The 26,126-nt window shown below is 72.9% G+C and carries 26 protein-coding genes; 15 read left to right on the top strand and 11 right to left on the bottom strand.

Going from position 1 to position 26,126, the window contains the following annotated elements:
• The first annotated feature begins 54 nt into the window (after positions 1-54).
• Positions 55-3,360 (top strand): TIM-barrel domain-containing protein, encoded by a 3,306-nt coding sequence (locus ABZY33_RS27010; protein WP_356494281.1) that lies wholly within the window; start codon positions 55-57, stop codon positions 3,358-3,360.
• Positions 3,361-3,423: 63 nt separating this feature from the next.
• Here the strand turns inward: ABZY33_RS27010 and ABZY33_RS27005 are convergent, their stop codons facing one another.
• A complete protein-coding gene (locus ABZY33_RS27005) occupies positions 3,424-4,368 on the bottom strand; it encodes a threonine/serine dehydratase (protein WP_356494280.1) in 945 nt (314 codons plus the stop codon).
• A 148-nt stretch (positions 4,369-4,516) separates the two neighbouring features.
• Entirely contained in the window at positions 4,517-5,992 is a 1,476-nt protein-coding gene (locus ABZY33_RS27000; RefSeq protein ID WP_356494279.1) for an FG-GAP-like repeat-containing protein, read from the bottom strand.
• Positions 5,993-6,345: 353 nt separating this feature from the next.
• On the opposite strand from ABZY33_RS27000, the gene ABZY33_RS26995 reads away from it, so the two are divergent.
• A complete protein-coding gene (locus ABZY33_RS26995; protein WP_356494278.1) occupies positions 6,346-7,014 on the top strand; it encodes a methyltransferase domain-containing protein in 669 nt (222 codons plus the stop codon).
• 108 nt (positions 7,015-7,122) lie between these two features.
• Here ABZY33_RS26995 and ABZY33_RS26990 read toward each other — a convergent pair whose 3' ends face one another.
• The gene (locus ABZY33_RS26990) at positions 7,123-8,538 is read right to left on the bottom strand and encodes a hypothetical protein (RefSeq protein WP_356494277.1); all 1,416 of its coding nucleotides are present in this window, start codon (positions 8,536-8,538) and stop codon (positions 7,123-7,125) included.
• Between the two features lie 640 nt (positions 8,539-9,178).
• On the bottom strand, positions 9,179-10,159 hold the full coding sequence (locus tag ABZY33_RS26985; protein WP_356494276.1) for a LacI family DNA-binding transcriptional regulator: 981 nt from the start codon (positions 10,157-10,159) through the stop codon (positions 9,179-9,181).
• A 220-nt stretch (positions 10,160-10,379) separates the two neighbouring features.
• Here ABZY33_RS26985 and ABZY33_RS26980 point away from each other — a divergent pair, with 220 nt between their 5' ends.
• Positions 10,380-11,741, top strand: coding sequence for an NCS2 family permease (locus tag ABZY33_RS26980; RefSeq protein ID WP_356494275.1), 1,362 nt, complete (start codon positions 10,380-10,382; stop codon positions 11,739-11,741).
• A gap of 47 nt (positions 11,742-11,788) precedes the next feature.
• Positions 11,789-13,504: an adenine deaminase C-terminal domain-containing protein gene (locus tag ABZY33_RS26975; protein ID WP_356494274.1), complete on the top strand. Its 1,716-nt coding sequence runs from the start codon at positions 11,789-11,791 to the stop codon at positions 13,502-13,504.
• A 99-nt stretch (positions 13,505-13,603) separates the two neighbouring features.
• Here ABZY33_RS26975 and ABZY33_RS26970 read toward each other — a convergent pair whose 3' ends face one another.
• From ABZY33_RS26970 to ABZY33_RS26960, 3 genes are all read right to left on the bottom strand, one after another.
• Positions 13,604-13,747 (bottom strand): hypothetical protein, encoded by a 144-nt coding sequence (locus tag ABZY33_RS26970; RefSeq protein ID WP_356494273.1) that lies wholly within the window; start codon positions 13,745-13,747, stop codon positions 13,604-13,606.
• Between the two features lie 100 nt (positions 13,748-13,847).
• Positions 13,848-14,750: an NADP-dependent oxidoreductase gene (locus tag ABZY33_RS26965; RefSeq protein WP_356494272.1), complete on the bottom strand. Its 903-nt coding sequence runs from the start codon at positions 14,748-14,750 to the stop codon at positions 13,848-13,850.
• Positions 14,751-14,962: 212 nt separating this feature from the next.
• Complete coding sequence (locus ABZY33_RS26960; RefSeq protein ID WP_324774309.1) at positions 14,963-15,118, bottom strand: DUF6131 family protein; 156 nt, start codon at positions 15,116-15,118, stop codon at positions 14,963-14,965.
• Between the two features lie 143 nt (positions 15,119-15,261).
• Here ABZY33_RS26960 and ABZY33_RS26955 point away from each other — a divergent pair, with 143 nt between their 5' ends.
• The 3 genes from ABZY33_RS26955 to ABZY33_RS26945 all read left to right on the top strand — a co-directional run bounded on the left by ABZY33_RS26955 (position 15,262) and on the right by ABZY33_RS26945 (position 17,359).
• Positions 15,262-16,191 carry an aldo/keto reductase gene (locus ABZY33_RS26955; protein ID WP_356494271.1) on the top strand — a complete coding sequence of 310 codons (930 nt, stop codon included), beginning with the start codon at positions 15,262-15,264 and terminating at the stop codon, positions 16,189-16,191.
• A gap of 195 nt (positions 16,192-16,386) precedes the next feature.
• Positions 16,387-16,998: a class I SAM-dependent methyltransferase gene (locus ABZY33_RS26950; protein WP_356494270.1), complete on the top strand. Its 612-nt coding sequence runs from the start codon at positions 16,387-16,389 to the stop codon at positions 16,996-16,998.
• Positions 16,999-17,086: 88 nt separating this feature from the next.
• The gene (locus ABZY33_RS26945; RefSeq protein WP_356494269.1) at positions 17,087-17,359 is read left to right on the top strand and encodes a hypothetical protein; all 273 of its coding nucleotides are present in this window, start codon (positions 17,087-17,089) and stop codon (positions 17,357-17,359) included.
• A 166-nt stretch (positions 17,360-17,525) separates the two neighbouring features.
• On the opposite strand, the gene ABZY33_RS26940 is transcribed toward ABZY33_RS26945, so the two are convergent.
• Entirely contained in the window at positions 17,526-18,245 is a 720-nt protein-coding gene (locus tag ABZY33_RS26940) for a heparin lyase I family protein (protein ID WP_356494268.1), read from the bottom strand.
• A 219-nt stretch (positions 18,246-18,464) separates the two neighbouring features.
• On the opposite strand from ABZY33_RS26940, the gene ABZY33_RS26935 reads away from it, so the two are divergent.
• A complete protein-coding gene (locus tag ABZY33_RS26935; protein WP_356494267.1) occupies positions 18,465-18,662 on the top strand; it encodes a hypothetical protein in 198 nt (65 codons plus the stop codon).
• Between the two features lie 200 nt (positions 18,663-18,862).
• Positions 18,863-18,994, top strand: a complete 132-nt coding sequence (locus tag ABZY33_RS26930) for a hypothetical protein (RefSeq protein ID WP_356494266.1) — start codon at positions 18,863-18,865, stop codon at positions 18,992-18,994.
• Positions 18,995-19,028: 34 nt separating this feature from the next.
• On the opposite strand, the gene ABZY33_RS26925 is transcribed toward ABZY33_RS26930, so the two are convergent.
• On the bottom strand, positions 19,029-20,306 hold the full coding sequence (locus ABZY33_RS26925) for an oxygenase MpaB family protein (RefSeq protein WP_356494265.1): 1,278 nt from the start codon (positions 20,304-20,306) through the stop codon (positions 19,029-19,031).
• A 143-nt stretch (positions 20,307-20,449) separates the two neighbouring features.
• Here ABZY33_RS26925 and ABZY33_RS26920 point away from each other — a divergent pair, with 143 nt between their 5' ends.
• The 3 genes from ABZY33_RS26920 to ABZY33_RS26910 all read left to right on the top strand — a co-directional run bounded on the left by ABZY33_RS26920 (position 20,450) and on the right by ABZY33_RS26910 (position 22,771).
• Positions 20,450-21,010: a TetR/AcrR family transcriptional regulator gene (locus ABZY33_RS26920; RefSeq protein WP_356494264.1), complete on the top strand. Its 561-nt coding sequence runs from the start codon at positions 20,450-20,452 to the stop codon at positions 21,008-21,010.
• A 233-nt stretch (positions 21,011-21,243) separates the two neighbouring features.
• Positions 21,244-21,978, top strand: coding sequence for an alpha/beta hydrolase (locus tag ABZY33_RS26915; protein WP_356494303.1), 735 nt, complete (start codon positions 21,244-21,246; stop codon positions 21,976-21,978).
• 244 nt (positions 21,979-22,222) lie between these two features.
• Complete coding sequence (locus ABZY33_RS26910; RefSeq protein ID WP_356494263.1) at positions 22,223-22,771, top strand: GNAT family N-acetyltransferase; 549 nt, start codon at positions 22,223-22,225, stop codon at positions 22,769-22,771.
• A 91-nt stretch (positions 22,772-22,862) separates the two neighbouring features.
• Here ABZY33_RS26910 and ABZY33_RS26905 read toward each other — a convergent pair whose 3' ends face one another.
• Complete coding sequence (locus tag ABZY33_RS26905) at positions 22,863-23,495, bottom strand: type III effector protein (RefSeq protein ID WP_356494262.1); 633 nt, start codon at positions 23,493-23,495, stop codon at positions 22,863-22,865.
• 126 nt (positions 23,496-23,621) lie between these two features.
• On the opposite strand from ABZY33_RS26905, the gene ABZY33_RS26900 reads away from it, so the two are divergent.
• Together ABZY33_RS26900 and ABZY33_RS26895 are read left to right on the top strand one after the other, a co-directional pair.
• Positions 23,622-24,059, top strand: coding sequence for an Hsp20/alpha crystallin family protein (locus ABZY33_RS26900; RefSeq protein WP_356494261.1), 438 nt, complete (start codon positions 23,622-23,624; stop codon positions 24,057-24,059).
• A 266-nt stretch (positions 24,060-24,325) separates the two neighbouring features.
• Positions 24,326-24,721, top strand: a complete 396-nt coding sequence (locus ABZY33_RS26895; protein WP_356494260.1) for a DUF2267 domain-containing protein — start codon at positions 24,326-24,328, stop codon at positions 24,719-24,721.
• A 224-nt stretch (positions 24,722-24,945) separates the two neighbouring features.
• On the opposite strand, the gene ABZY33_RS26890 is transcribed toward ABZY33_RS26895, so the two are convergent.
• Complete coding sequence (locus tag ABZY33_RS26890) at positions 24,946-25,524, bottom strand: TetR/AcrR family transcriptional regulator (protein ID WP_356494259.1); 579 nt, start codon at positions 25,522-25,524, stop codon at positions 24,946-24,948.
• An 87-nt stretch (positions 25,525-25,611) separates the two neighbouring features.
• On the opposite strand from ABZY33_RS26890, the gene ABZY33_RS26885 reads away from it, so the two are divergent.
• Positions 25,612-26,058 (top strand): DUF1772 domain-containing protein, encoded by a 447-nt coding sequence (locus tag ABZY33_RS26885; protein WP_356494258.1) that lies wholly within the window; start codon positions 25,612-25,614, stop codon positions 26,056-26,058.
• Positions 26,059-26,126 lie beyond the last annotated feature (68 nt).

Raw genomic sequence — 26,126 nt, 5'->3', positions numbered from 1 at the left:
TCGGGCCCCATGGCAGGGGCGGTGCCGTCCGCCCCCGGGAGAACGGAGTTTCGTATGAGAGCCGCATGGCTGTTCCGGCCGCCCCGGCAGCGTGGACGCGCACGTCCGCGGGTGGGCGTCGTCGCCGGCCTGGCCGTGGTCGCCGCCACGACGCTCACCGGGGCCGGGGCCCCGGCCGCCGCGGCCCACGGCGGACCCGGCCACCGCATCCCGACCGTCTCGGCCGGGGACGCCCGCTTCCAGATCCTCTCGCCGACGCTCATCCGCACCGAGTACGCGGGCGACGAGAAGTTCACCGACGACCCGACGTTCAACGCGATCGGCCGCAGTGGTTTCACGCCGACCCCGTACACCTCCACGACGTCCCGCGGCTGGCTCACGATCAGGACGAGCGGCATGAGCCTGCGCTATCGCGTCGGCTCGGGGCCCTTCGACGCCGCCAACCTCTCCGTGCGCCTGACGGCGGGCGGCGCGCCCGTGACCGCCGCGCCCTGGCAGCGTCTCGTCTGCGCGGTCGGTGCGCTGTGCGAGGCCGAGGACCTCCGGCTCGACGGCGTCTCCAGCGCCGCCGACCACCAGGGCCACACCGGCCCCGGGTTCGCCGCCGGCTTCGAGAGCACCGGTGGTTCGCTGTCGTCTGACATCGATGTCAAGACCGCGGGGAGCTACGACTTCGCACTGCGGTACGCCAACTCCGCGGGCGGGGACGGCAAGACGACGACGCGCACCCTGACCCTCACCGTCGACGGCGGCGCGGCGCAGACCGTCTCACTGCCGCCCACGGCCGACTGGGACAGCTGGGACCTGGCCACCGCCGGCGTCCGGCTCGGCGCGGGGCACCACACGATCGCCCTCACCCGGACCGCGGGCGACTCCGGCTCCGTCAACATCGACAGCGTCGCGCTGGTCGAGGCGGGCGCCGCCTACCCGTCCGCCACCACGACGGCGATCAGGAACTGCCTGGCCGGGACGGGTTGCGAGGCCGAGACCGCGCGGTTCGGCGGCACCGCGGCCGGCGCCACGGACCACAAGGGATACGCGGGCAACGGCTTCGTCGCCGAGCTGAACCAGGGATCGAGCCTGACGACCCACGTGGTCGGCGTGCCCGCCGACGGCGTCTACACCCTGCGGGTGCGGTACGCCAACGGCAGCGGGGGCGACGGCCTGCACCAGAAGCGCTCGGCCACCGTGCGCGCCGGCGGCGCGGACCCGGTCGTCCTCGACCTGCCCGCGACGCGGGACTGGGACGACTGGCGGACGGCGTCCGTGCCCGTCGCCCTTAGGGCGGGCGCGTCCGACATCACGCTCGGCTGTCCGGAACAGACCAGCTGCCACATCAACGTGGACACCCTGTCCGTGGCGGCCCCGGAGGACCCGGCGCCCGCGCCCCACATCGCCCTCGGCGGCTACCGCCGCGGTCTCGACGGGGTGAGCGGCGCCGGCGACGCACCCGTCACGACGCCGGGCCTGCTCCAGCGGGACGGCTGGTACCTGCTCGACGACACGCCCTCGGCGTTGTACGACACCGAGGCGAAGAAGGTCCGCCCGCGCCCCGAACACTCCGGGTCCGCCTACCAGGACGGCTACGTCTTCGGCTACGGGCACGCCTACAAGCAGGCCCTCGGCGACCTGGCCACGCTGACCGGTCCGCCCGCGCTGCTGCCCGCCTGGGCCTACGGCGTCTGGTACTCGGAGTACATCGACCGCACGGACGCCGACTACCGCACCAAGATCCTGCCGGCGTTCCGGTCCGAGGGCGTCCCGCTCGACGTCCTGGTGACCGACACCGACTACAAGGCCGTGAACGACTGGAGCGGTTGGGAGATCGACCGCACGAAGTTCCCCGACCCGCAGGGCTTCTTCGACTGGTCCGCGGCGCAAGGGCTGCACAACACGCTCAACGTGCACCCGAGCATCCTCGCCTCCGACCCGCAGTTCGCCCAGGCCCAGGCGACCGCCAAGGGCAAGCTCAGCAAGGGCGGTTGCGCCTCGGGCGCCAGTGCCGAGGACAACTGCTACACCTTCGACTTCGGCGACCCGGACCAGCTCAAGGCCTACATGAACCTGCACCGGACCATGGACGGCCAGGGCAACGACTTCTGGTGGCTGGACTGGTGCTGCGACGCGTCCCGCTCCTCGATGCCGGGCGTCTCCCCGGACGCGTGGATCAACCAGCAGTACGCCGACGCCACCGCCAGGACACTCGGCCGGGGCTTCGTCCTCTCCCGCGCCTACGGCTCCTTGCAGGCCGGCGGGTACAGCGGACAACAGGCGCTGGCCACGGGCCCCTGGGCGGACAAGCGCACCACCGTCCACTTCACCGGGGACACCTCGTCCACCTGGGGCATGCTGAAGTTCGAGGTCGGTTACACACCCGGCGAGTCCGCGGCGACCGGGATGGCCGCCGTCACCCATGACATCGGCGGCCACAACGACACGACCGGGCTGACCGGTTCGGAGACCTACGACGACAACGGCACGCCCCGCACCACGCACAAGCTCCCCGACGACCTGTACGCCCGCTGGGTCCAGTTCGGGGCCTTCCAGCCGGTGGACCGGCTGCACAGCAACCACAGCGACCGGCTGCCCTGGCAGTACGGCACGGCGGCACGGAAGTCGGCCGACGCCTTCCTCAACCTCCGCGAGAACCTGGTCCCCTACACCTACACGCTCGCCGAGGAGGCCCACCGCACCGGCCTGCCGATCGTGCGCCCCACCTACCTCGAGTACCCGGACGAGCCGCAGGCGTACGCCGCGGCGGACAGCGAGTACTTCTACGGTTCCGACGTCCTGGTCGCCCCGGTGACCACGCCCGGCTCCTCCGCCACCACCTCGGTGTGGTTCCCGCCCGGCCGGTGGACCGACTACTTCACCGGCAAGACCTACACCGGCGGCACCACCCACGAGGTCACCACCGGCCTCGACGCCATGCCGGTCTTCCTCAAGGCCGGCGGCATCCTGCCCACGCGCTCCCACAACGTCACCGACCACGACCGCAACCCCCTGACCGACGTCACACTCTCGATCGCGGGCGGAGCCTCAGGCTCGTACAGCCTCTACGAGGACGACGGGACGAGCGCACAGCCGGCCAAGAGCGCCACGACACGCATCCGGTACGACGAGAAGGGGACGCAGCGGACCGTGAGCATCAGCCCGGCCAAGGGATCTTTCCCCGGCCAGGTGAAGAACCGCAGCTGGACGCTGGCTCTGTCCGGCACCCGCGCCGCGCCCAAGGAAGTCACCGCGCGCGGGGTCCGGCTGGCCCCGGACGCGTACGACTGGGACCGCGCCACCGGCGTGCTGAGCATCAAGCTCCCGCGCCACAGCGTGCACGCGCCGATCACCGTGCACATCCGCTAGGGACGCCGCGGCGCCGGTGCTGGGCCACGGCCGCAGCACCGGCTCCGACCGCGGCCGCCCGAACTACGCGCCGTACGCGACGACGTCGGCCACGGAGGCGTTGCCCCCGCAGATCACCAGACCGAGCCGGGTGCGCGAACCCGTCTTGGCGAGGACGCGGCGGGCCGCCGGAAGGAGGCAGCCCGCCGCGGGCTCCGCCCAGACCTTGGCGTGCTCGGCAAGTTCGCGCACCCCCGCGAACGCCTCCGCCTCCGGCACGACCAGCACCTCGTCGACCAGCTCCCGCACCATCGTGTACGTCAGCGGGGAGACGGTGGGCGCGCCGAGCGTGCTGATCCGCGAATCCACGTCCACCGCCACCGGGCCGCCGGCGGCCAGCGCCTGCGTCATCGCGTCGGCGCCGGTCGTCTCCACTCCCCAGACCCGCACCTCCGGCCGCAGCGCCCGCAGCGCCGCCGCCACACCGGCGATCAGGCCGCCCCCGCCGATGGAGACGAGGACGTCCGTCAACGGGCCCGCGTCCGCGGCGAGTTCGAGACCCACGGTGCCCTGCCCGGCGATCACCACCGGGTCGGCGAACGGGTGCAGCAGCGTGTGCCCCTGCGCCGCCAGCCGCTCCATGAGCGCGAAGGCCTCGGCCATGGTCCCGGTCAGCCGGACGTCGGCGCCGGCGGCCCGGGCGGTCTCCACCGAACGGGCGGGCGCGGTGCGCGGCATGACCACCGTGGCCCGCACCCCGAGCGCGGCCGACATCTCGGCCACGGCGACCCCGTGATTGCCGCCGGAGACCGCGACCACGCCGGCGGCGCGCTGTTCGCCGGTGAGCGTGAGCAGCTTGGCGACCGCGCCGCGCGCCTTGAACGAGCCGCTGCGCTGCAGCAGTTCGAGCTTGACCGTGACGGGGACGCCGAGCAGCGCGGTCAATCCGGGGCTGGACAGCGTGGGGGTGCGCACCACGTGCTCCGCGATCCGCGCCGCGGCGGCCTCCAACTCCTCGACACCGACCACGGTCTCTCCCTCGCGTGCGCGCTGCGTCCTGTCCGACGGCACGATACGCGGACGCGCGCCGGGCGGCCGTCCGGGGTACGGACGCGGCAGCGGGTCCTGCGCCGCGGAGCCGTTGGGCGAGGTCCCGTCCGACTCCGCGGCACGGTGGCTAGTTGGCCGCATTGCCGCCGAGCATGGGCTGGCCCGCGGTCGAGACACCGACATCGGGGGCCATGAAGTAGCGGCCACCCGTCGTCGTCAGCTTCGTGCCCGCCGAGGGCAGGTACGTGAGCTGGCCGTCGTAGTTGTTCTCGCCGAACGAGCCGATCGTCAGGTCGGCCCGGCCGTCGCCGGTGACGTCGGTGAGCTTGACCTCGCTGCCGAAGCGGTCGCTCTTCTCGTCGGCGCCGGGGACACCGGCGGAGTTCTGCGAGAAGTACTGGATGTTCGACGTGGTGTCGATGCCCTGCGCCGAGCCGTAGAGCACGGTCACCGACCCGGTGTCCGTGACCCCGTCGATGTCCTCGAAGTCGGCGCCGACGACCAGGTCCAGGTAGTGGTCGCCGTTGATGTCGCCGAGGGAGAGCTCGCCGCCGAATCCGTCGCCCTTCTCGGAGGCGCCGGGGACGGCTCCCGTGTTCTGGGAGATCGTGGTGGTGCCGGCCGGGCCGCTCGCCGAGCCGTGGGTCAGGGCGACCTTTCCGCCGTCGGTCGCGCCGGGCACCCCGCTGTCCTTGTCCCAGACGATGCCGCTCACGATGTCGCCGTAGCCGTCGTTGTCGACGTCGCCGATGTCGGTGATGATGCCGGGCGTGAGGCCCACGGCGTTGTTCCCGGTCAGGCCCGAGGCCGTGCCCGGGAGGTAGAAGTTCTTGTTCCAGGCGCTCTCGGTCTCGGTGTCGTAGCCGTCGACCACCAGGTCGGACCGGCCGTCGCCGTTCACGTCGCCCGCGACCAGCGTGACGGGACCGTTGTAGTGCGGGTCGCTGCTCGCGTTCTGGACCGGCGGCTTGAAGGCGTACTGCCCGCCCAGGGTGCCCGTCTTGGCGGTGCCGCCCTTGAAGACGTACACCGAAGCACCGGAGGAGCCCACGGCGAGGTCGTCCTTGCCGTCACCGTCGTAGTCGCCCGCGGCCAGGGTTCTGCCCCAGAAGTCGTGGGAGCCGGGGGCGGGATCGGTGAGGGTGGTGCCGCCGGACAGGCCCGACGGGGAGCCCCACAGGACCTGGACGAGGCCGCCTGTCTTGTCCCCGTCCACCTCCTCGTACGCCGCGCCGACCGCAAGGTCGTCGAACCCGTCATGGTTGAAGTCGCCGTAGGAGCTGCTCCAGCCGAAGGCGTCGCCCGTCTCGGCGCCGCCCGGCACGCCGGGGGAGTCCTGGCTGAACGTCGTCCGGTGCGCCTTGTCCAGGCCCGCCTTCGTGCCGTACAGGACGACGATCTGTCCCGCGTCCGTGTGGCCGGTGACGGTGGCGTAACCGGCGGAGAAGGCGACGTCGCCGATCCCGTCGTGGTTGAAATCCGCCTCGTGGTGGTGGACGGAGTCGGCCGCGGCCGAGGGACCGGCCGCGGCGCCGAGGAGCCCGCCGGTGGCGGCCGCCGCGACGGCCGTGGCCAGGGCGAGCCGTATGTGTCTGGAGTGCATGCAGAGTTCTCCTGCGGCATGCGGGAACGCCGGTTCTGCCCGGCGCCCGCAGTCAATGGGGATGCCTTCCGCCCGATTTCGCCGGGAATTCACCTCGGCGCCTTCGGCGTACGCGCTCAGGAGACTCGCCGTGGGCCGGGAGGGTTGTACGGGACACGACGAAAATTGCGGGACGTGCGGGGCGTTCGGCTTCCGGAGAGCATCGGCTCCTTCCACCGTCCCGTTGCCGTTCCGGCAAGTTTGTGTGCCGTTTCAGGAGGGTGGCGGCAGTATCGACAGCGGGCCCCGGAAGACGGGGGCGGCAGAGATGACCAGCGGTGCGCACAGGCACCATGAGCAACGGGAGACGTCCGATGGCGGGAGACCACGAGCACGGCGGCGGCACACAGGGCGAGCAGGCGGCAGCCGCGATGTTCGAGCCGGCGGGCTGGGACGAGCGGTACGCCGGGCAGGAGCGGTTCTGGAGCGGCGAGCCCAACCCGCAGCTGGTCGCCGCCGCCGGTGACCTCACCCCGGGGACCGCGCTCGACGTCGGGTGCGGGGAGGGCGGCGACGTCATCTGGCTGGCCGAGCGGGGCTGGTGGGTGACCGGCGCCGACTTCTCGGCCGAGGGACTCGCCCGCGCCGCCCGCCACGCCGCACAGGCCGGCGTGGCCGACCGGGTCGACTGGTGGCAGGTGGACGCCCGGGCCTTCGACGCGGGCGAGCGTGCGTACTCCCTGGTCACCAGCCACTATCTGCACGCGCCCGACGGCGGCATGGTCGAGGTGACCCGTCGCCTCGCCACGGCGGTCGCCCCGGGCGGCCTGCTCCTGGTCGTCGGTCATGCGCCGTCCCACGAGTTCACGCAGCTGTCCGAGAGCCACCGCAAGGCGATGTTCCTGGCCGTGGAGCTCCTCCCCGGCCTGCCGGACGACTTCGAGCCCGTGGTCGTGGAGCAGCGCTCCCGCACGCTCAAGCGGGACAGCGGCCCGGTCGAGGCCGAGGACTCGGTGCTGCTGGTACGCCGCGCCGCCCGGTGACGCGCGTCTGAGGCCCCTCACGTGAGCCGCCGGCCGGTGCGGGTACGCGAGGACCCGGCGCCCGTGGTGCTGGGCGCCGGGTCCGTACCGCTCCGCGGTGAGGCGGTGTCAGTCGCGCGGCTCCGGGGCGCGGCCGGCGTCCGCGGTACGCGGGCCCGCGACCGCCAGTGCCACGACGAGCAGGGCGGCCAGCGCGGCGACCACCGCGGCGAGCGCGGGGAGCGCCGCGGGGACGCCCACGGGGTGCAGCACCTGTGCGAGCGTGTCGGTTCCGATCCGGTCGTCGAGAAGATGCCCGACGGCCAGTGCTCCGGCCAGCAGGGTGCTCGCCACGGCCACGGACGCCGCGCGGCTGATGCAGAGTGCGATGCCCGCCGCGGCGCAGATGGCCGAGACCCCGAGCGCCGCCGAGATGCTGAAGAGAGAACCCTGCGACCAGTCCATGGGGAAGTGGGCCGCCGCGCAGAGCAGCATCAGTACGCCCGCGGCACGCCGCATCCACACCTGCGGCGTGGCGCCGGTCCGCTGGGTCCGCGGCCGCGCGGCCTCCGCTGACGCCGTGTCGGACGCGGGGTGCGCCGGCCCGGCGGGCTGGGGGAACGGTTCGGCCTCCGGTGCGGGAGGCGCGGAGTCCACCACGGGCGCCCCGCCGCTCCCGTTCTCGCTCAGGCTGTTGATGAGCTGGAGCAGATCCTCGACGGACCGGCTCGTGGCGGCCGCGTGCACGGCCTCCGTGCCACTGTGCGGGTCGTTCGGGGGACAGGAGAGCAGCTGGACGAGGCGGGTGACCTCCGGGATCGGCCGCTCCTCCGCGGCGTGCCGGATCGCCTCGTCCATCCGGCCCGCGGGGTGCTCCGGCGGGCCGAGCAGCTCCACCAGCCGGGTGACGTCGTCCACGGGACGGGCGACTGCGGCCAGACGGAGGATGGAGGCGGCGGTCGGCGCTCCGTCAGCTGTCTGTTCCAGACGGGTCACCAGATCGGTGATGTCCTCCAGCGGGCGGGAGACGACGGCGATGCGCAGCAGCCTCTCGACCGCCTCTGCGTCGGCGTTGCGCGCTGCCTCCGCGAGCGCCGCCTCCGGGGGAAACGCCTCGGCGGGCGCCGTCGCGACGGGAGTCGTCCCGGCGGGACCCATCTCGGCGGACGCCGCAGCGGGCTCCGCCGCAGCGGCCACGGGCGCCGTCATCGGCGCGGGCGGCTGGCCCGCGGGCGCGGCGGCATCCGGAGAGGCGACGACCGCAGCGGGCGCGGCGACACGCGGCGGAGCCGCGGGCACCGGCGGAGCCGTGGGCCCCGCCCACTCCTGAGTGGCGCCGAGATCGGCGTCGGGGGTCTGGCGGGGCGCCCGCTCGGGCGGGGCGCTCACCGCTCCGGTCTCCGTCGCCTGCGGCCATGTGACCGGCCGGGCAGGAGGCGGGGGCGGGGCGGCGACCGGTGCGCCGCCCCAGTGTGCCGGCGTCGAGAGCCGGGGCTCGTCGGCCTCGGAGATCCCGGGCTCGGCAGAGAATGACTCAGCGGTCATCTTTGCTTCTCCATTCCAGCGGGCGTCCTCCCCGCGCATGAGCGTTATCCCGTTGTATGCACGCTCTTTTCGCGGCGCCACCGGAGGAGCCGCATGGCGGTACGTACTGCGCCCCTTCGGGGAACGGACGAGGGCCGGCGGCGGCAACCGCGCCTGGCCCGAGGGGCGGCGGGCGCGCCCGGGCCACAACCCCGCGCGGCGCGGCGACACGCGCGACGGTCCAACTCCCCGGCGCGGCGGTACGGACAGCCGCCGCTCACGGCCGGTGGCTCCGGCACGCGAGATGGACCGTCAGGTCGGCGGACAGCTCGACCCTGGCCGGCACCACCCGCGCGATGTGACCGGACACAGGCGGCGCTCGACGCTTTCCTGCCGCACGTCGGCGCACCACGGCGAACACCGAAGCGGGGGAGCGGACCTCGTCGCTGTTCGCGGGAACGCCGCGCGCGCCGCGTCCACGGCGTTCCGCACACGCGGTTCGGCCCGTCACAGAGGCCCGCCGCACCAGGTCGAACAGCTCGTCGGGACACCCCGGCCGGAAGCGTTCGCAGGCTTCCGCCACCGACCCGGGACTCCGTGCGCGGCCCCACGCCGAACACCGCGGCACGACGACGGCCCCACCCGTGCCACCGGCGTCCGTTCAGCGCTGAACGCGGGGGAGCCCGGGGGAGCGCGGGGGAGCCGTCGAGGCGCGCAGGACCGGCGCGGCCGGCAGCCGGGAGGTGACGGTGCGCCGCTGCCCGGTGACGAGGTCGTGGAGGCGGGTCACCGCGAGCGCCCCGACCTCGTGCAGCGGCACGTCGAGCGCCGTGACCGGCGGCGTCGTCGCGCCGAGCGTGCTCAGGTCGTCGGCGGCCGCCAGGCTGATGTCGTCGGGCACCCGCCGCCCGGCCACGTGGAGCCCGTGCAGCAGACCGAGCGTCAGATAGCTGTTGTACGCGAGGACGGCCGTGACGGCGCCGGGCAGGGCCCCCGACGCCTCGATGCCCGCGTCGAAGGTGGGCGGCAGCGGACCGAGCACATGGATACGGGCGCCCGCGTCCGAGGCCCGCGCGGTGAGGGCGGCCCGCCGCTGCTCGTCCGACCACGAGCCGGCGGGCCCGGAGACGTAGGCGATGTCGCGGTGACCTTGCGTCAGGAGGTGGTCGAGCAGCGCGGTCAGCCCCCCGACCGTGTCGGCCACGACCGCGGGGAGCCGGCCCACCTGACGGTCGACGAGCACCAGCGGGCGGCGCCGGAACCGCTCCCGCAACGCCGCGTCCGTACCCACCGGCGTCACCATGATCAGCCCGTCGGCCTGCTCGGAGAGCCGGTCGGCCAGGGCGGCCTCGCGCTCGGCGTCATACTCGGACACGGCGATCAGCAGATGGCTCTCGGTCTCCTCCGCCGCCTGCTGCGCCCCGATGACCAGCGGCGCGAAGAAGGGATTGGCGAGCGTCGGCACGATGAGCCCGATGAGACCGGTGCGGCCGGTGGTCAGGGCGCGGGCCGCCGCGTTCGGCTGGAAGCCGAGCCGGTCCGCCGCCTCCCGCACCCGCAGCCGCGTGGCCTCCGCGACCATGTCGGGGCGCTGCAACGCGCGCGAGGCGGTGGCCTTCGACACCCCTGCCGCGCGCGCCACGTCCAAGAGTGTCGCCACTGCTGCCCCTGCCTGCCGTCGCCCGCTGTCCGCCGGAGAAGTCCGGTCCGACCCACCGGGGTGTGACCCGGGTCCTGTTCTCTTTCGCCGTCCGCCGTGCCATGATACCTGCAACCGGTCTCTGCAACCGGTTTCATAGACCGGTTGCAGAGACCGTGACCACTCGGGCGACCCGAGCGCCCCCGCCCCCGCCGAGGTACCGATGCCCACCACCGCCCCGCCGACCGGCGAGCAGACCGGCGCCGCACCGGCGCCCGACTCCCTCGTCGAGCGGCTCTTCTGCCTCCGCGGACGCGGCAGCAGCCACCGCACCGAACTCGTCGCCGGCGCCTCCATGTTCATGGCCGCCGCCTACGCCGTCGTCGTGGTGCCGGGCCAGCTGGCGAGCGCCGGCGTGCCGCACGGCGCCGCCACCACCGCCGTCATCATCGCCATCGCCCTCGCGACCCTGGCCATGGGCCTCGTCGCCAACCTGCCGTTCGTCGTCGCGCCCGGCCTCGGCGGCGTCGCCCTGATCGCGTTCACCATCGTCGGCCAGGACCACGTCCCCTGGGACACGGCCCTCGGCATGGTGTTCTGGTCCGGCGTCGCCTTCCTGCTGCTCACCCTGCTCGGCATCCGCGACCTCGTCACCCGCCTGATGCCGGTGAACCTCAAGTACGCCATCAGCGGCGGCCTCGGCCTCTACATCGCGCTCATCGGCTTCCGCGACGCCGACCTCGTCGTCGGCAACGCCGACAAGGCCGCCCTCGCCGTCGGCGATCTGTCCGAGCCCGCCGGACTGCTCGCCCTGGGCGGCCTGCTGCTGCTCACCGCGCTGGCCTCGCGCAAGGTGCCCGGCGCCTTCCTCATCACCATCGCCGCGGTCACCGTCGCCGGGCTCCCGCTGGGGGTGACGGACGTACCCGACACCCTCTTCTCCGCCCCGGACTCGCCCGGACCGCTGCTGTTCCACATCGACATCCTCGGCGCCCTCAAGCCCGAGTACTTCCCGTACGTCTTCGCGTTCTTCGTCTCCGAGTTCTTCTCCATGACCGGCACCCTGCTCGCGGTCTCCGGGCGGGCCGGACTCCTCGACAAGGACGGCAACATCCCCGGCTCCCGCCGGCCCTTCCTCGTCGACTCGGTCTCGGTGATGGGCGGGGCGGCCGTCGGCGCTCCGTCGATGACGGCCTACCTGGAGTCGTCGGCCGCCGCCGACGCGGGCGCCAAGACCGGCCTCGCCTCCGTCTGGGCCGCTTGCGGCTTCGCGCTGCTGCTGCTCGTCACACCGTTCGCCACGCTGATCCCCTCGGCGGCCACCGCGCCGGTGCTGATCTACATCGGCCTGAACATGCTCGACGCGCTGAAGAACGTCGACTTCAAGGACCCGACCAACGCCGTCCCCGCGGCCCTGACCGTGGCGACCACCCTCTTCTTCGGCAATTTCGGCACCGGCATCGCGACCGGCCTCGCGGCCCATGTCCTGGTCAAGACCGTCAGCGGCCGCATCCGCGAAGTGGCCTGGCCGCTGTGGATCGTCATGATCCCGCTGGGCTACTACTTCTACACGCTCGTCCCGTGACGGCCCCCGCCCCCGCGACGACACCCTTCCCAAGGAGCACGAACCGCATGAGTGACCAGCACGACCTCCGGATCCGCGGCGGGCGCGTGGTGTCCACCTTCACCGGCGAGGAGTTCGCCGCGGACGTCCTGGTACGCGACGACCGGATCAGCGCGGTGCTGCCGCCGGGCACCCCGGCCGAGGCCCGCGAGGAGATCGACGCGACGGGCATGCTCGTCGTCCCCGGCTTCGTGGACGCGCACATGCACATCGAGAGCGCGTTCCTGACGCCGCAGGAGTTCGCCGCGGTGACGCTGGCCCGCGGCACCACGACCGTGCTCGCCGACCCGCACGAGATCGTGAACGTGGCCGGGCGGGACGCCATGCGCTGGATGATCGAGGCCGGACAGGAGACGGCGCAGACCCAGCTGTGGGGGGTGCCCTCCTGCGTACCCGCCCTGGAGGGCCTGGAGGAGGCGGGGGCCGCGCTCCACGCCGACGACATCGCGGAGATGCTGCGCTGGCCCTCGGTGATCGCGCTCGGCGAGGTCATGGACTACCGCGCGGTGGTCGGCGGCGACCGCCGGATGCACGACATCACCGCCGTGGCCCGCGCCCAGGGCGTCATCCTGGACGGCCACTGCCCGAACCTCACGGGGTCGGAACTCAGCGCCTATCTGGCCACGGGCGTGGACTCCGATCACACCAAGAACCGTACCGAGGTGGTCCTGGAGAAGGCCCGCCTCGGCATGACGATGATGCTGCAGGAGAAGTGCCTCACCGAGGAGGTGGCCACGGCCCTGCTCGCGCTGCCCCAGCTGCCGCCGCTGTGCCTGGTGACCGACGACCTCGCGGCCGACCACATCGTCGACAAGGGCCACCTGGACCACATCGCCCGGGTCGCCGTGGCCGCCGGATTCCCGGCCCACGTCGTGCTCCGGGCCCTCACCTGGACCCCGGCCCAGCGCCTGCGGCTGCACGACCGGGGCGTCGTCTCCCCGGGCAAGCGCGCCGACCTCGTCCTGCTGCGCGGCGAACTCGCCGCCTTCGACCCGGCGCTCGTGCTCGTCGGCGGCCGGGTGGCGGGGCGGGACGGCGCACCGGTGCGGCCTGCGACGGCCGACGCCGACACCGTCGTGCCGCTCGGCAGCCGGCTGGACGTCGAGCCCCAGGAGGCGGACGCCTTCCGCTGGCGCGTGGACCTGCCCGACGGCCTGCACACGTTCCGCGCGATGCGGGTCAACCAGCGGGACACCTACACCGAGGCCGGTGAGATCGACCTGACCGTCCACGGCGGGGAAGTGCTCTGGGAGGGCCACACCACACTCGTGCGCGTCCGCAACCGCTACGGACGTCCCGGCACCGTCTTCGCGCCGCTGCTGGGCCGCGACCTGGCCGACGGCGCCGTGGCGTCGACGTACGCGCACGACAGCCACAACCTGCTGACCATCGGCACCTCCCGCGCGGCGATGGCCACCGCCGCGGCCACCGTCGTCGCCGACGGGGGAGGGGTCGCCGTGGTCCGCGGCCCCGCGGGCGAGACGGTCGCGGCCCGGATGCCGCTCCCCGTCGGCGGCGTGCTCTCCGCCCGCCCCGCCCGCGACGTCGCCGACCAGGCCGCCGCGGTCCGCGCCGCCCTGGAGGCCTGGGGCTGGCTGCACCTCAACCCGTTCATGAGCGTGTCGACCCTGACGCTCGCGGTCTCACCGGCCCTCAAGATCACGGACAGGTCCCTGGTGGACGTCGTCCACCGCGAGTCCGTCGGCGCGACGGTCACCGGCTGAACGAACGGGACGGCACGGCACCGCCCGCCGTCCCGGTGACACCGGCGCCCGGGAGACCGCACACCGCGGCCGGCCCCGACGCCGGTGCGCCGCTGTCCGCTACTTCATACCCGCCGCGTCGAGCAGGGCCGTCGCGGTCGTCGTGGTCAGACCGGGCAGCGACTCCGCCCCGGCACCGGCCCGCGCGCCGGCGCAGTCGAGGACCAGGGTGAGCTGACGGGCGAGCAGCTCGGGCGCGGGCACCGCCGCGCCCGGCCTCCCGGCGGAAGGCCTCGACCAGGGCGCCTTCGGCCCGCAGCGCGACAACGCGCGCCGGGTGGCCCGGGTCCCTTTCAGCTCTGCGTCAGTCGTTGACCAGGACGATCTTCCCGGTCGCGCGCCCCGTCTCGCCGGCGCGGTGGGCCTGAGCGACCTCGGCGAGCGGGAAGGCGTGCACCCGGGGCAGTGTGAGGTGTCCGGTCCCGATCAAGGCGCCGAGTTCGGCGAGCGCGTACAGGGCCCGGCCGTCGTCCCCGCGGCTGAACGTCACCCGATGTTCCTGGGCACCCGGGAAGTCGGCGAGGGTGACGACGTGCTCGGGGCCGCCGGCGAGGTCGATGAGGGCGGGCAGTGCGCCGCGGCCGGCGACGTCCAGTGCCCGGTCGACACCGCCGGGCGCCAGCGCGCGGACGTCCCGCACGAGATCCGCCCCGTAGGCGACGGGCTCGGCGCCAAGTGTCCGCAGGTACGCGTGGTTCGCCGCGCTCGCGGTGCCGATGACCCGCGCGCCGCGCGCCACCGCGAGCTGAACAGCCGTACTGCCGACGCTTCCTGACGCTCCGTTGACCAGAAGCAGACTGCCGGTGCTCACGCCGAGGCGGTCGAGCCCGCGGGCGGCCGTCTCCAGTGCGGTCGGCAGCGCGGCGGCCTCGGCGAAGCCGACAAAGGCGGGCAGCGTCGTCCAGTGGGAGAGCACCGCCAGCTCGGCCTGGGCTCCTCCTCGCGCGGACAAGCCGGTCACGCGATCGCCTACGACGACGTCCGTGACGCCCTCGCCGACCTCGTCCACCACGCCTGCCGCCTCGTACCCGAGCGTCTGCGGCAGTCCCTCGTCCATCAGGCCGGCCCGCTTCTTCCAGTCGCCGGCGTTGACACCGGCCGCACGGACCACGATCCGCACCTGGCCTGGGCCGGCGTCCGGATCGGGCAGCTCCACGATCTCCAGGACCTCGGGGTCTCCGAACCGGCTGAACCGGACCGACTTCACAGGGGCTCCGTTCTGTACGACTGGCCGGCCGGCGGCTCTTGCGCCGCGTGCCGTGACACCACCGTAGTGATCACCAAGCCGGACAGAGCTGCGCAGCCCCGTCACCGTGTCAGGCGGTCCTCACCCGCAGCGGTGAGGCGACCCGCACTGACGAGGAGCGGCCGGGCGCGATCGCATCGGGCGACCGGCCGACCACATCGCGCACCGTGCGCTCACCAATAGTGTTTACGTCCGCCCACCGCGTGACCGACAGCACCGAGCACCCACAGAGCCGCACCGATGACGACGAGCACGACGCCGATGGTCCACAGGATGGAGATGCCGGCGATCAGGCCGATGATGAGCAGGATGAGTCCGAGAACGATCATGGAGTCCTCCAAGCCTCAGAACTGACTCCAGTATGCAGCACGCGCAGGTGCCGGGCGCGGGGACGGACGCGGCGAGCGGACAGCGGTCCCTGAGGCCACGTCGGCCACTGGCGTGACGTCGGCGCGTTCGCGAGGATGGCAGCGTGAAAACGATCTCTTTCCCTCAGACCGAACTGCGGGCCTCGAACGTCGTCCTGGGCCTCATGCGCATCGCCGGACTCGACGACGAGGAGATCCGCGCGCTGTATCAGAGCGCCCGCGACGCCGGGATCAACACCTTCGACCACGCCGACATCTACGGCCCCTCGCGCCATGCGTGCGAGGAGCGCTTCGGCCAGGCCGTGCGGCTCACCGCCGCCGAGCGCGAGTCGATCGTGATCCAGAGCAAGGTCGGCATCCGGCCCGGCTTCTTCGACTTCTCCAAAGAGCACATCGTGCGCACGGTCGACGAGTCCCTCGCCGCTCTGCGCACCGACTACCTCGACGTCCTGCTGCTGCACCGCCCCGACACCCTCGTCGAGCCGGAGGAGGTCGCCGCGGCCTTCGACGAACTGCACGCGGCCGGCAAGGTCGTGAACTTCGGCGTCTCCAACCACACGCCGGGACAGATCGAGTTGCTCAGGACCGCGGTCACCAGGCCGCTGGTCGCCAACCAGGTCCAGCTGAGCATCACCCACTGCCCGATGATCGCCTCGGGGATCGCCGCGAACATGGGCGGGCTCGACCAGTCCGTCGACCGGGACAACGGCCTCCTGGACCACGCACGCCTGAACGGCATCACGCTGCAGGCCTGGTCGCCGTTCCAGAAGGGCTTCTTCGACGGGGTCTTCCTCGGTGACCGCGAGAACTACCCGGAACTGAACGACGCGCTGGACGAGTTGGCCGAGAAGTACGAGGTGACGCCGACCGGCATCGCCGTCGCGTGGATCACCCGCCACCCGGCGAACATGCAGGTCGTGCTCGGCACCACGAACCGCGGCCGGGTCGCCGAGTCCGCCGCGGGCTCGGACCTCCCGCTCACCCGGGAGGAGTGGTACCGCCTCTTCCGTACGGCCGGGCACGTGGTGCCGTAGGACGGCCGGACGCACAGGTGTCGCCGCGTCAGGCCACCGGCAGGGCTTGCCCGGCCCCGGTCGACGCGGTGCGGCGCGGTGCCGGGCGGACGTCCGGCGGCCGGGTGACCCCGGGCGAGCCGGCCGGCCCACGCCGCCGGGGGCGGCAGGCCCCGATCCGGGTTCGGCGCCGGGCCGCCGCCTATAGTCGCGCTCATGAGTCGTTGGCAGGAACTGACCGGTGGCACGTCCGGAGCCCAGTACGCGGCGCGCTTCGAGGCGCTGCGCAGGAGCGGGAAGGACGTGCACGGCGAGGCGGCGCTGTGCAGCGCCCTGGCGCCCGCCGGGGCCCGGGTCCTGGACGCGGGCTGCGGCACCGGCCGGGTCATGATCCGGCTGGCGGAGCTCGGGTACGACTGCGTGGGGATCGACCTGGACGCCTCGATGCTGGAGGTGGCGCGGGCGCATGCGCCGCACCTGCCGTGGTTCCAGGTGGATCTCGCCGAGTTCGACCCGGCCGCGCTCGGCATCGCGCCGGACTTCGATCTCGTCGTGGCCGCGGGCAACGTCCTGCCCCTGCTCACGCCCGGTACCGAGGGCGCCGTGGTCAAGCGCCTGGCCGCGGCTCTGCGCCCGGGCGGCGTGCTCGTCGCGGGCTTCGGTCTGGACGCCGCCCACCTGCCGGTCCCGCCGACCATCACCCTGCCGGAGTACGACGCCTGCTGCGCCGCGGCCGGTCTCGTACCCGTCGACCGCTTCGCCACCTGGGACGCGGCCCCGTACGACGGCGGCGGCTACGCCGTCAGTGTGCACCGCGCCGCTTCCTGAACCCTCACACCGCGGGGCCTCGGCCGCCTGCGGCAGGGTGCCGGACGCGGTCTCCGTGCCTCCCGGTGGCGTGTCTCGTTGTCCGAGCATGACCAAGATCCTCAGCCGGGCGCTGAGCGCCGCGGCCCTCGCCGCAGTCGCCGCCGTCGCGGCGGCCGCCCCCGCCTCCGCCCTCGGGCGCGACGGCGCCCGAGACGGCCTCACGGGCCGTGCCGACAGCATGGACGGCACGGAATCCGGCGGGCATGACGGCCACGCCAAGCACCCCCGCGCCTCCGCCCTCCAGGCACTCGCCGGCGCCCGGCCCCTCGACACCATCAAGAACGCGAAGGTCCTGGACAACTCCCTCGAACTGGAGTGACGCCCTTTCGCCCGGGTTCGTCCGCGGGCGAGGCCGTCCCCCAGGCGGAGAGGAACCGTCCGGGTGTCGTAGCGGGCAGGTCCGGCACGCGCCGCCGGACCGCGCCGCCGACCGCTGGGCGCCTGGCGCCGGGAGCGGGCGGCCACGTTGGACGTCGTCCTCGTCGTCAGTCGACGTCGGAACGAGTGCTTCCCATGGACAGGCCGGCCACCCAGTTGATGGAGGCGGTGCTCGTGTCCGTGCCGAAGTAGGTTCCCCAGCGCGGCTTGTTGCCCAGGTCGTCCCAGGTCCGCGCGCCGGTCCGGGAGGCGAACTCGGTGCCGTCCTTGTACACGGACAGCGTTCCCGCGCCGCCCGCGTCGGTGGTGATCCCGAGCTGTACGGAGTGCCATTCCCCCGCCGTCCAGGGCGTGGCCCCGATGGCGGTCCAGGTCTCACCCGGCGCCACGTACCAGACCTTGAGCTGGTCGTCCTCGACCTTCATCAGCGCGGGGTAGTTCTGGCTGTTCTGCTCGTTGGTGCCGTTGGACTTCCACTGGAAGACGGTCTGCGCGTCACCGGTCTTCGTCATCGAGTCCCAGCCGAACCAGTACGTGCTGTCGTCCTTGAAGGCGTACTCGCCTGTCGAGGTACGGACGCTGTGTGCTTCGCAGCGCGGGGTCCCGACGGGCTTGTTGAACTTGAAGAAGGCGCCGTGTCCGTCGTTCCAGTCCCCGGTGGTGACGGAGCCCGGGCTGTCGCACAGGGTGGTCACGAAGACGCCGACGCCCTGGGCGGCGTCCGCGTTCCAGATCACGGACGCCTGCGCGGGGGAGGCCGCCAGAACCGTGGCGCAGGCGGTGGCGGCGGCTGTGCAGAGTGCGGCACGCAGTGGGGTGCGGTACACGGGTCACCTCGTCGTCGATGGGGGAGACGGGTCGTCGTACCGGCGGGCTCGGGGTGTCCGTCGGCACGCGCACCGTTGTAACCGCATCGACCGCAACGCTCAATCATTCTTACTGAATTGATCGTATTGATCGTTCCGTCGCGTGGCCGCGCAGACCACCCCCACGGACGGTAGGTATGGTGCAGGCCAGCACGGTGCGAACTCCTGGGGGCCTGCCGCATGACCGACCGCACCGACTCCTGGGCGTTCATACACCGCTGGATCGTGCATGCCCTGGTGGGTGTGCTGCTCGGCGGGACGGCCGGATTCCTCATGGGCGGCGCCTCCGGGCTGCTCGTCGGCGCTGTCATGGGCGCCATGGCGAGCTGCGTCACCATCACCAGTGGCCGCCGCCCGCACGACCCGCCGGAGTCCTGAGCCCCGCCCCCCGGACACGTACGCGGACGTCCGCCCGTCCTGAGCGCTTCCAGGTGCGTGAACGCGGAGCGCGGCACACCCTGGAGGGGCGCCGGGGTCACACCTCGCGCACCGCCACGCAGCCGCGCGACCGCCCGGGAGGCACCGTGAACCCCGACTTCTGTGACGTCCCGCCACTCTGTCCCACTTGCGGAAAGGAGATGGTGGAGCTGATGGAGGAGCGCACTCTTGAGGCCACCACGGGCGCGGTGCATCAGCGCTGGGTGTGCCCGGAGAGCCAGAAGGGCGGCCATGACACGGACCCGCACCACCAGCAGACGCCGCAACCCTGAACAACGTGTGCGCCGCCGTGCCCGTGCCCTTCCCTCACACCTCGATCGCCGCGACGCCCGGGGTCCGGTCGCGGAAGTGGCGCCGCAGATGGCGTTCCACGAACCGGTCCCCGCGGCGCTCCAGGTGTGCGCGGCCTGCCTCGGTGCGGCCCAGTATCTGGTAGCGCAGGAGGTTGGCGGCGATGACGGGCGGGACGGCCCAGGGCGACGCGGGCGGGAGCCCCAGGTCACGCAGGCCCCGGCGGCCGAGGAAGTAGCGCAGCATACTGAGCAGCCGGGCCCGGGCGTAGGCGCGGCGCACACGCGCGAAGTGCCGGAAATGTAACTGGCGTTGGGCTTCCACGAGGGCCCCGGCGAGGGACGGGCCGGCCGGTCCGCCGTAGCTCTGGGTGAGCAGCAGATGGTAGTTCAGGCGGTGTTGCCGCGCTTCGCGATCGCTGAGCCAGTCCGAGTCCACACCCATCAGATGGCCCACGTACTTCCACAGGTGCATGAGAGCACGTGACTCCGCCCGGCTGACACGTACGCCGAGGAGGCGGACTCCGAGCAGCTGAACGGCGTTGAACAGGCCCAGGGTGGAGGCGAGGTCGGCCTGATTGACCGGCAGGCCCCATCGCCCGGTGTCCCAGCGGCCGTTGTGCTCGAACCGGTCATTGACGAGCGCGTGCATGAGACGGACGTGCACCGTCAGCCGGAAGCCCTCGCCCGTGCGGCGCAAGGCGTCCGGGGCGGTGACCGCCGCCGCCCACTTCTGGGTCTCGGCGATCCGGCGCAGCGCGGAGTCCCCGAGCAGCCCACCCGTCTCGACGAGCAGCCGCGGAGGACCGTCGAAGCGGTAGGAGCCGATCAGCGCGAGCGGCAGCATCACGTCGGCGGCGTTGCGACCGAACCTGCGCGCCACCCGTCCACCCTCCGCGATCAGGTCGAAGTCCACCCAGTCCGGCACCGGGTCGACCGCGGCGAAGAAGTCGCGCAGCGCTCGTGGCGGGTCGGGCACCGCCTCGATGCCGTCGGCGAGCGCGCGGCGGAACTGCCGCATCGTCACCTTGTCCGGGTCCGCGGTCTCGGTGCGGCGCAGGGCGCGTGCCAGCGCGGCGGCGATCTCGTCGCGGGCGGTCAGCCGTTCGCCGATGGTGGCGAGGAGCTGTTCGTCGACGGGCCCGCGGCCGGCGCACAGCAGCCGCAGCGGCCGGCCCAGACGCCGGTTGGTCCGCTCGGTCTCGCGGAAACGTCGAGGGTACGTGGGCGAGGCCGTCGTGGTCCGATGCGGCTCGGCAGAGGACTCTCGCGGCGCGGACTCGTATGCGACCATGAGTCGATGCTGACGGCCTCTCATATTCGCGTTCAACTCGCCTTCTGATGCCCACGTCACCGCCGGGCCCGCCCGCCCGGGGCGCCTCCCGTACTCGCGTTGCGGCGCGCAGAACTCCGCGTCAGGAACGGTCGCGAGCGACGGTGGAGCGCATCCTCGAAGCAGGCGAACAGGTCCTCACCGAGCACGGATACGAAGGCGCGTCCACCAGCCGCATGGCGACCGCGGCCGGACTCAGCCCCGGCTCGCTGTACCAGTACTTCCCGCACAAGGACGCGATCGTCTCCGCCGTCCTGGAGCGCTACAGCGACCGGTTGGTGGCCGGGGTCACCGCCCGGATGACGGGGCAGTTCGAGCAGCCCGCGCCGGTCCTGGTCCGCGCCACCCTGGCCACGCTGCTCGACGGCCTGGACGTGGAGCCACCGTTCCTGCGGGCCGCCGTCGTCCACGGCCCGCGCCTGGACGACGGCCGAGCCCTGCGCGTCTTCGAGGACCGCGTCGGTGAACTGGTCCTCGCGTACCTCACCACCCGCCGCGCGGAACTGCGCACGGACGTCCCCCTGCCGGAGGCGGCATGGATGCTGGTCCGCACGGTCGAACACCTCACGGTCCGTTACCTCCTGGACCGCCCACCCATCCCGAGGGATCGCTTCCTGGCGGAACTGACACAGCTGACGCTCGGGTATATCCGGACGGCGGGGTGAGGGTGCGGGGTGGCCGGCCGACTCCGTGCCGCCGCGCCCCGACAGCGCCGGCGCAGAAACCCGTTGGGTGGCAGGAAGCGGACTCTGTTACCTTCCTGGTGGCCGTGCGAGAGATCGAGGAGGTGGTACCCGTGAACACAGTATCGACATGGGTGCTCCCCTCCGGGGTCACGGTCGGGCGGTAGGCAGATCGTCCGGGAGCGCCGTTCGTTGCCCTCCTGGAAGGCATGACCATGCACTTCACCTCCGAGCGACGCCTCGACGACGGCGTGCTCGAACGCACATTCACCCTCGGTGACATTCCGGGCATTCTCTGGACCCCCGCGTCGCCGCCCGGGCCGACGCCGCTGGTCCTGCTCGGCCACCCGCCCCTCGGGCTCGGCGCCATGCACCCCCGGCTGGCGGCCCGCGCCCGGCACGCCGCGGCCGACGGGTTCGCCTCGGCGACGATCGAACTCCCCGGAAGCGGCGACCGGCCCCGCCTTCCCGTTCTCGAGCAGGGGCGGACGGAGCTGCGCCGCGCGATGCGGGCCGGTGAAGCCGTCGGCGACGAGATCGTCGACGCCCTCACCCTTCCGCTGGTCGACAGGGCCGTCCCGGAATGGCAGACCGCCCTGGACGCGCTCCTGTCGCTGCCCGGGATCGGCGGCCCCGTCGGCTTCTCGGGGGGCGTGATCTCCGTCGCCATCCGGCTCGCGGTGGTCGAGCCGCGCCTCCGCGCCGCCGTTCTGTTCGCCGGGAGCCTCGTGCCGCGCGCCATCGTCGAGGAGGCGCGGCAGGTCACCATTCCGCTGCACGTCCTGCTGCAATGGGACGACGAGGGGAACGACCGGGCGGCCTCCCTGGACCTCTTCGACGCCTTCGGCTCCAAGGAGAAGTCGCTCCACGCCCATCTCGGCGGACACACCGGCGTCCCGCCGTTCGCGGGGGAGGCCGCGGCCCGGTTCTTCACCCGGCATCTGAAGTGACGCCGGCCCATGGCCGGGCGGACAGCGGCCGGTAATTCGTAGCGGCCGAGACGTGCTGCCGCTCCGCGGTGCTGTACGTGGCGCGCGGCCCCTGCAGGCATGTCGGCACGGGCCCGCGACGTCATCTCGCCGATACGGCACGGGAGTTGCCACCGATGTGCACGATGGCGCCGCGTGGGGAGTGGCCCGCGGACGGGAGCGGTGACCGCCTGACAAGTGGGGCCGACTGCGGGAGACTCGCGTCGTGCGTGATCGAGTAGAGGACCCCTCCGGCCTGGTGCTGCGGCGATGGACGGCGGCGGACGCCCCGGTGGTGCTGGCCGCGTTCGCGGATCCGCTCATGCGTGAGCAGACCAATGAGCCGGTCGACTGTGCCGGGGCCGCCGAGCGGTGGATCACCGTGCGCCGTGACCGTTGGACCGCGGATTCCGCCTACTCATTCGCCGTCGTCGACGGTGGCGACCGCGTCCTCGGTCAGATGGCCGTCGGTCCGGTCGACCGGCGTCATGGCGCGGGCTGGGTGTCCTACTGGACCACGGCGGCCGCCCGCGGCCAGGGCGTCGCTTCCCGCGCCTGCCGCGCCCTGGCGCGCTGGGCCTTCACCGACGCGGAACTCTTCCGGCTCGAACTCGGCCACCGGGTCGACAACCTCGCCTCCTGCCGGGTCGCCCGTGCCGCCGGTTTCCCGGTCGAGGGACAGCAACGGCTGAAGCTCGCCTACGACGGTGTCCGCTACGACGTCGAGCTGCACGCCCGTCTGGTAACGGACCCGGAGCCGCACGTCACCGGCTGATCTCCCGCTTCCGCCCGGGCCCAGCGACCGGAAGTGCGGGATCACGTCCGCTCCAGCTTCAGCGCCTCCCGACCCGGCCGGTGCGGAAGCGTCACGGTGTCGACTCGGTCAGCGTGTCGAGCCGGGCGGCCAGGTCGGGGTGTCCGGCCGCCAGATGGGGGCGCGCGGCGTTGAGCGGTGGCACAAGCGTGGCGGGGTCGTCGTGGGCCAGCGCGGCGTCGAGCTGGCTGACGGGCCGGTGAGCGGCGGGCGGCAGATCGGTGAGGGCGGTGATCTGCACGGCGAGACGGCGCAGCTCGGCGGCGTGGCGGCGGGCCCAGGCCGCCGTGGACCGGTCGGCGGCGCGACGACCCCGCGTGGCCCGCACGCGCTCCTCGGCGGTGGAGCCGGAGGGGCCGGGCCGGTTGCGCAGATAGCGGCGCTCGGCGGCCTGCCGGCTGGCGACGCCGAGCGGGTGGGCGAGCTCGGCCCAGCTGGCCCCCGCGTCGCGGGCGCTCTCGATGAGCCCGGTCTCCCAGCCGGACAGCTCCTCCCTGATCTGCCGCAGCAGCAGGAGGGAGGCCAGGGCCTGTTCGGGGCCGGTGGCGGAAGGGGCGCGGTGGTCCGGAGTCCCCTTACGAGCCGTACGCAGTTCGCCTTCGATGGCCTCCAGGGCGGCCGCGGCGGTCAGGAAGCAAGCGGGGCTCTGGGGGGCGGAACGCTCGGGTCGGTCGGCAGAGGTCACGGACCCTCCTTCTCCTGTCGTCCATCGGACGACATCGTGTTTGTCATCCAATGGATGACATGCTACAACAGTCTCAGTGCAGCGCATTGGCAGGTACTGCCCGAACCTTCTGGAGGTGTTTTCGCGATGTTGATGCGCACCGACCCCTTCCGCGAACTCGACCGTCTCGCCCAGCAGCTGACCGGCTCCGGCTCCGGCACCTGGTCCCGGCCGTCCCTGATGGCGATGGACGCCTACCGCGAGGGCGACGAGTACGTGATGGCCTTCGACCTCCCCGGCGTCAGCGCGGAGGCGATCGACATCGACGTCGAGCGGAACATGCTGACGGTCAAGGCGGAGCGCCGCCCCGCGCAGAAGGCCGACGACGTGCAGATGGAGCTCTCCGAGCGGCCGCTGGGCGTCTTCTCCCGTCAGGTGGTGCTGGCCGACACACTGGACACCGAGCGCATCATGGCCGACTACGACGCGGGCGTGCTGACCGTGCGCGTCCCGATCGCCGAGCGCGCCAAGCCGCGCAAGGTCGCCGTGGGCGAAGGCGCGTCCCGCAAGCAGATCTCCGGCTGACCGCCCCCACCTCGCGAACCCGGACGTCCTGCGCGGGACGGGCGCCATCGGGCGCCCGTCCTGCGTGCGCGGCCCGTCGGGCCCAAGACGCCCCGCACTTGGAGAGGCGACCTCCAGGACGTCCTCGCTCTCCCGCGTGACCCCCGCACGAGCAAGCCCGTTCAGCGGCGGCCTTGCCACGGCCGGCCGTCCCCTCGAATTCAAGAAAGGCAACCACCGCAGTGATGTCCGCCCTGCGCGCACCGCGTCGTCAGCACTCGTCCGCCATGACGTTCGAGCAGATGCTGGAGAGAGTCCGCTACGAGGGCGCCTACCCCACCCGGGACCGGGCCGAAGAAGTCACGCGCCTGGTGCTGGCGGGGCTGGGTCGTCAGCTGACGGGTGAGGAGCGCGTCGACCTCGCCGCCCGTCTGCCCCGCGAGGCGGCGGCCGTGCTGACCGCGCAGATCCCCGCCGTGGAACCCCTCACCGGCTGGGGCTTCGTCAAGGATCTCGCCGGCCGCGCCGGAGCCACCCCAGCGACGACCCGCTGGGACACCGGGGCCGTCCTCGCCACCGTCGCGCACCTGGCCGGACCCGACCTGCTCACCCGCATCCTGCGCCAACTCCCCAGTGGGTACGCGCTCTTGTTCGGCCGCGCCGAGCTGATCCAGGCCGCGTGAGGAGGGGGCCGCGCAGGCGCACGTAGGAAAGAAGTCCGGGGGGCGCGGCACACCGCGCCCCCGGGAGCCGGTCCGCCGCCGAGCCGGGGCGGACGCGGGCCTGGTGATCGAGCGGGGCCATGGACCGGCGGCGATGTGCGATCCGCCGAGCGGACCGGGCGGCGGTCGGATGAGCCACCCCACACGGGCCCGAGTGACTCGGAACCCGTGCGGCGGGCAACGGGTCAGAGCGCCGCGAGCCGGGACACCAGCAGTTCCACCCTCCGCTCGGCGTCCGGCGCGGGCAGCCGTCCCGCGCGCGTCAGTGTGGCCAGCCCATGGAGCGCCGCCCAGAACACCTCGGTGAACAGTCCCGCCTGGACGCCCTCCCCGGCGACTTCGCCGAGGGTCTCCACGAGGGCGGCGAACGCGTCCTTCAGCGGCTCGGGGGTGGCCTCCTCCGCGAACGCCAGTCCACCGTCGAGCTGGAACATGGCGTCGTAGACCGCCGGGTTGCGCGCGGCGAAGGCCAGGTAGCCGCGGGCGAGGGCGGTGACCCGGGCGGACCGCTCGCCGGCGGCCGACGCCGCGGCGCGCAACGCGGCGGCCATCTCGGTGGCGCCCTCCAGAGCGACCGCGCCGATGATCTCCCGCTTGCCGCGGAAGTGGCTGTACAGCACGGGCTGGCTGTACTCGATGCGCTCGGCGAGGCGGCGCGTGGTGACCGCGTCCCAGCCCTGTTCCTCGGCGAGTTCCCGGGCCGTCGCGATGATGAGGCGCTCGCGCGAGGCCCGCTCGCGCTCCTTGCGTTCATGGACCGACATAACTGGACCCTAGCACTGCTAGACAAGAGAGCGGCAGTAGGACTAGCGTTGCACCATCAGCTAGCAGCGCTAGAAAAAGGGGACATCATGCTCGCCGCACTTGAGGTAGTCACCACCGTGGTCGTCGGCGTGCTGGTGGGGGTGGAGTTCTCCGTCGCCTTCGTCGTCAATCCGATCCTCGCCGCGCTCCCGGGCGACAACGGGTTGCGCGGCCGTGTCCACGGAGCCCGGATGCTCGGTGCCGTGATGCCGTTCTGGTACATCGGCTCGCTCGTCCTCGGCGCCGTCTGGGCCGTCGCCGACTGGAGCGGCCGTGGTGCGGGCCTCGTCGTCACGGCCGCCGCGTTCCTGATCGTCAGCGTGGTGATGTCGATCGCGCTGCTCGTCCCGATCAACAACCGGGTCAAGACGTGGACCGCCGACGGCCTGCCCGACGACTGGAAGCAGCAGATGAACGCCTGGGACCGTTTCCACTACGTCCGCGTCGTCGTCCTCGTCGCCGCTTTCGCCTTCCTGGTCGCCGCTCTCGTCTGAGCCGGCCGCGGGCGAGGGGCCGCCCACCACGGACCCGGCGCCGGGCGATGAGTTCCGCCGCGGTCGCC

This window comes from Streptomyces sp. NPDC006552, assembly GCF_040611655.1.
Taxonomy (GTDB): Bacteria; Actinomycetota; Actinomycetes; order Streptomycetales; family Streptomycetaceae; genus Streptomyces.
This window is presented reverse-complemented; position numbering and strand designations above follow the sequence as displayed.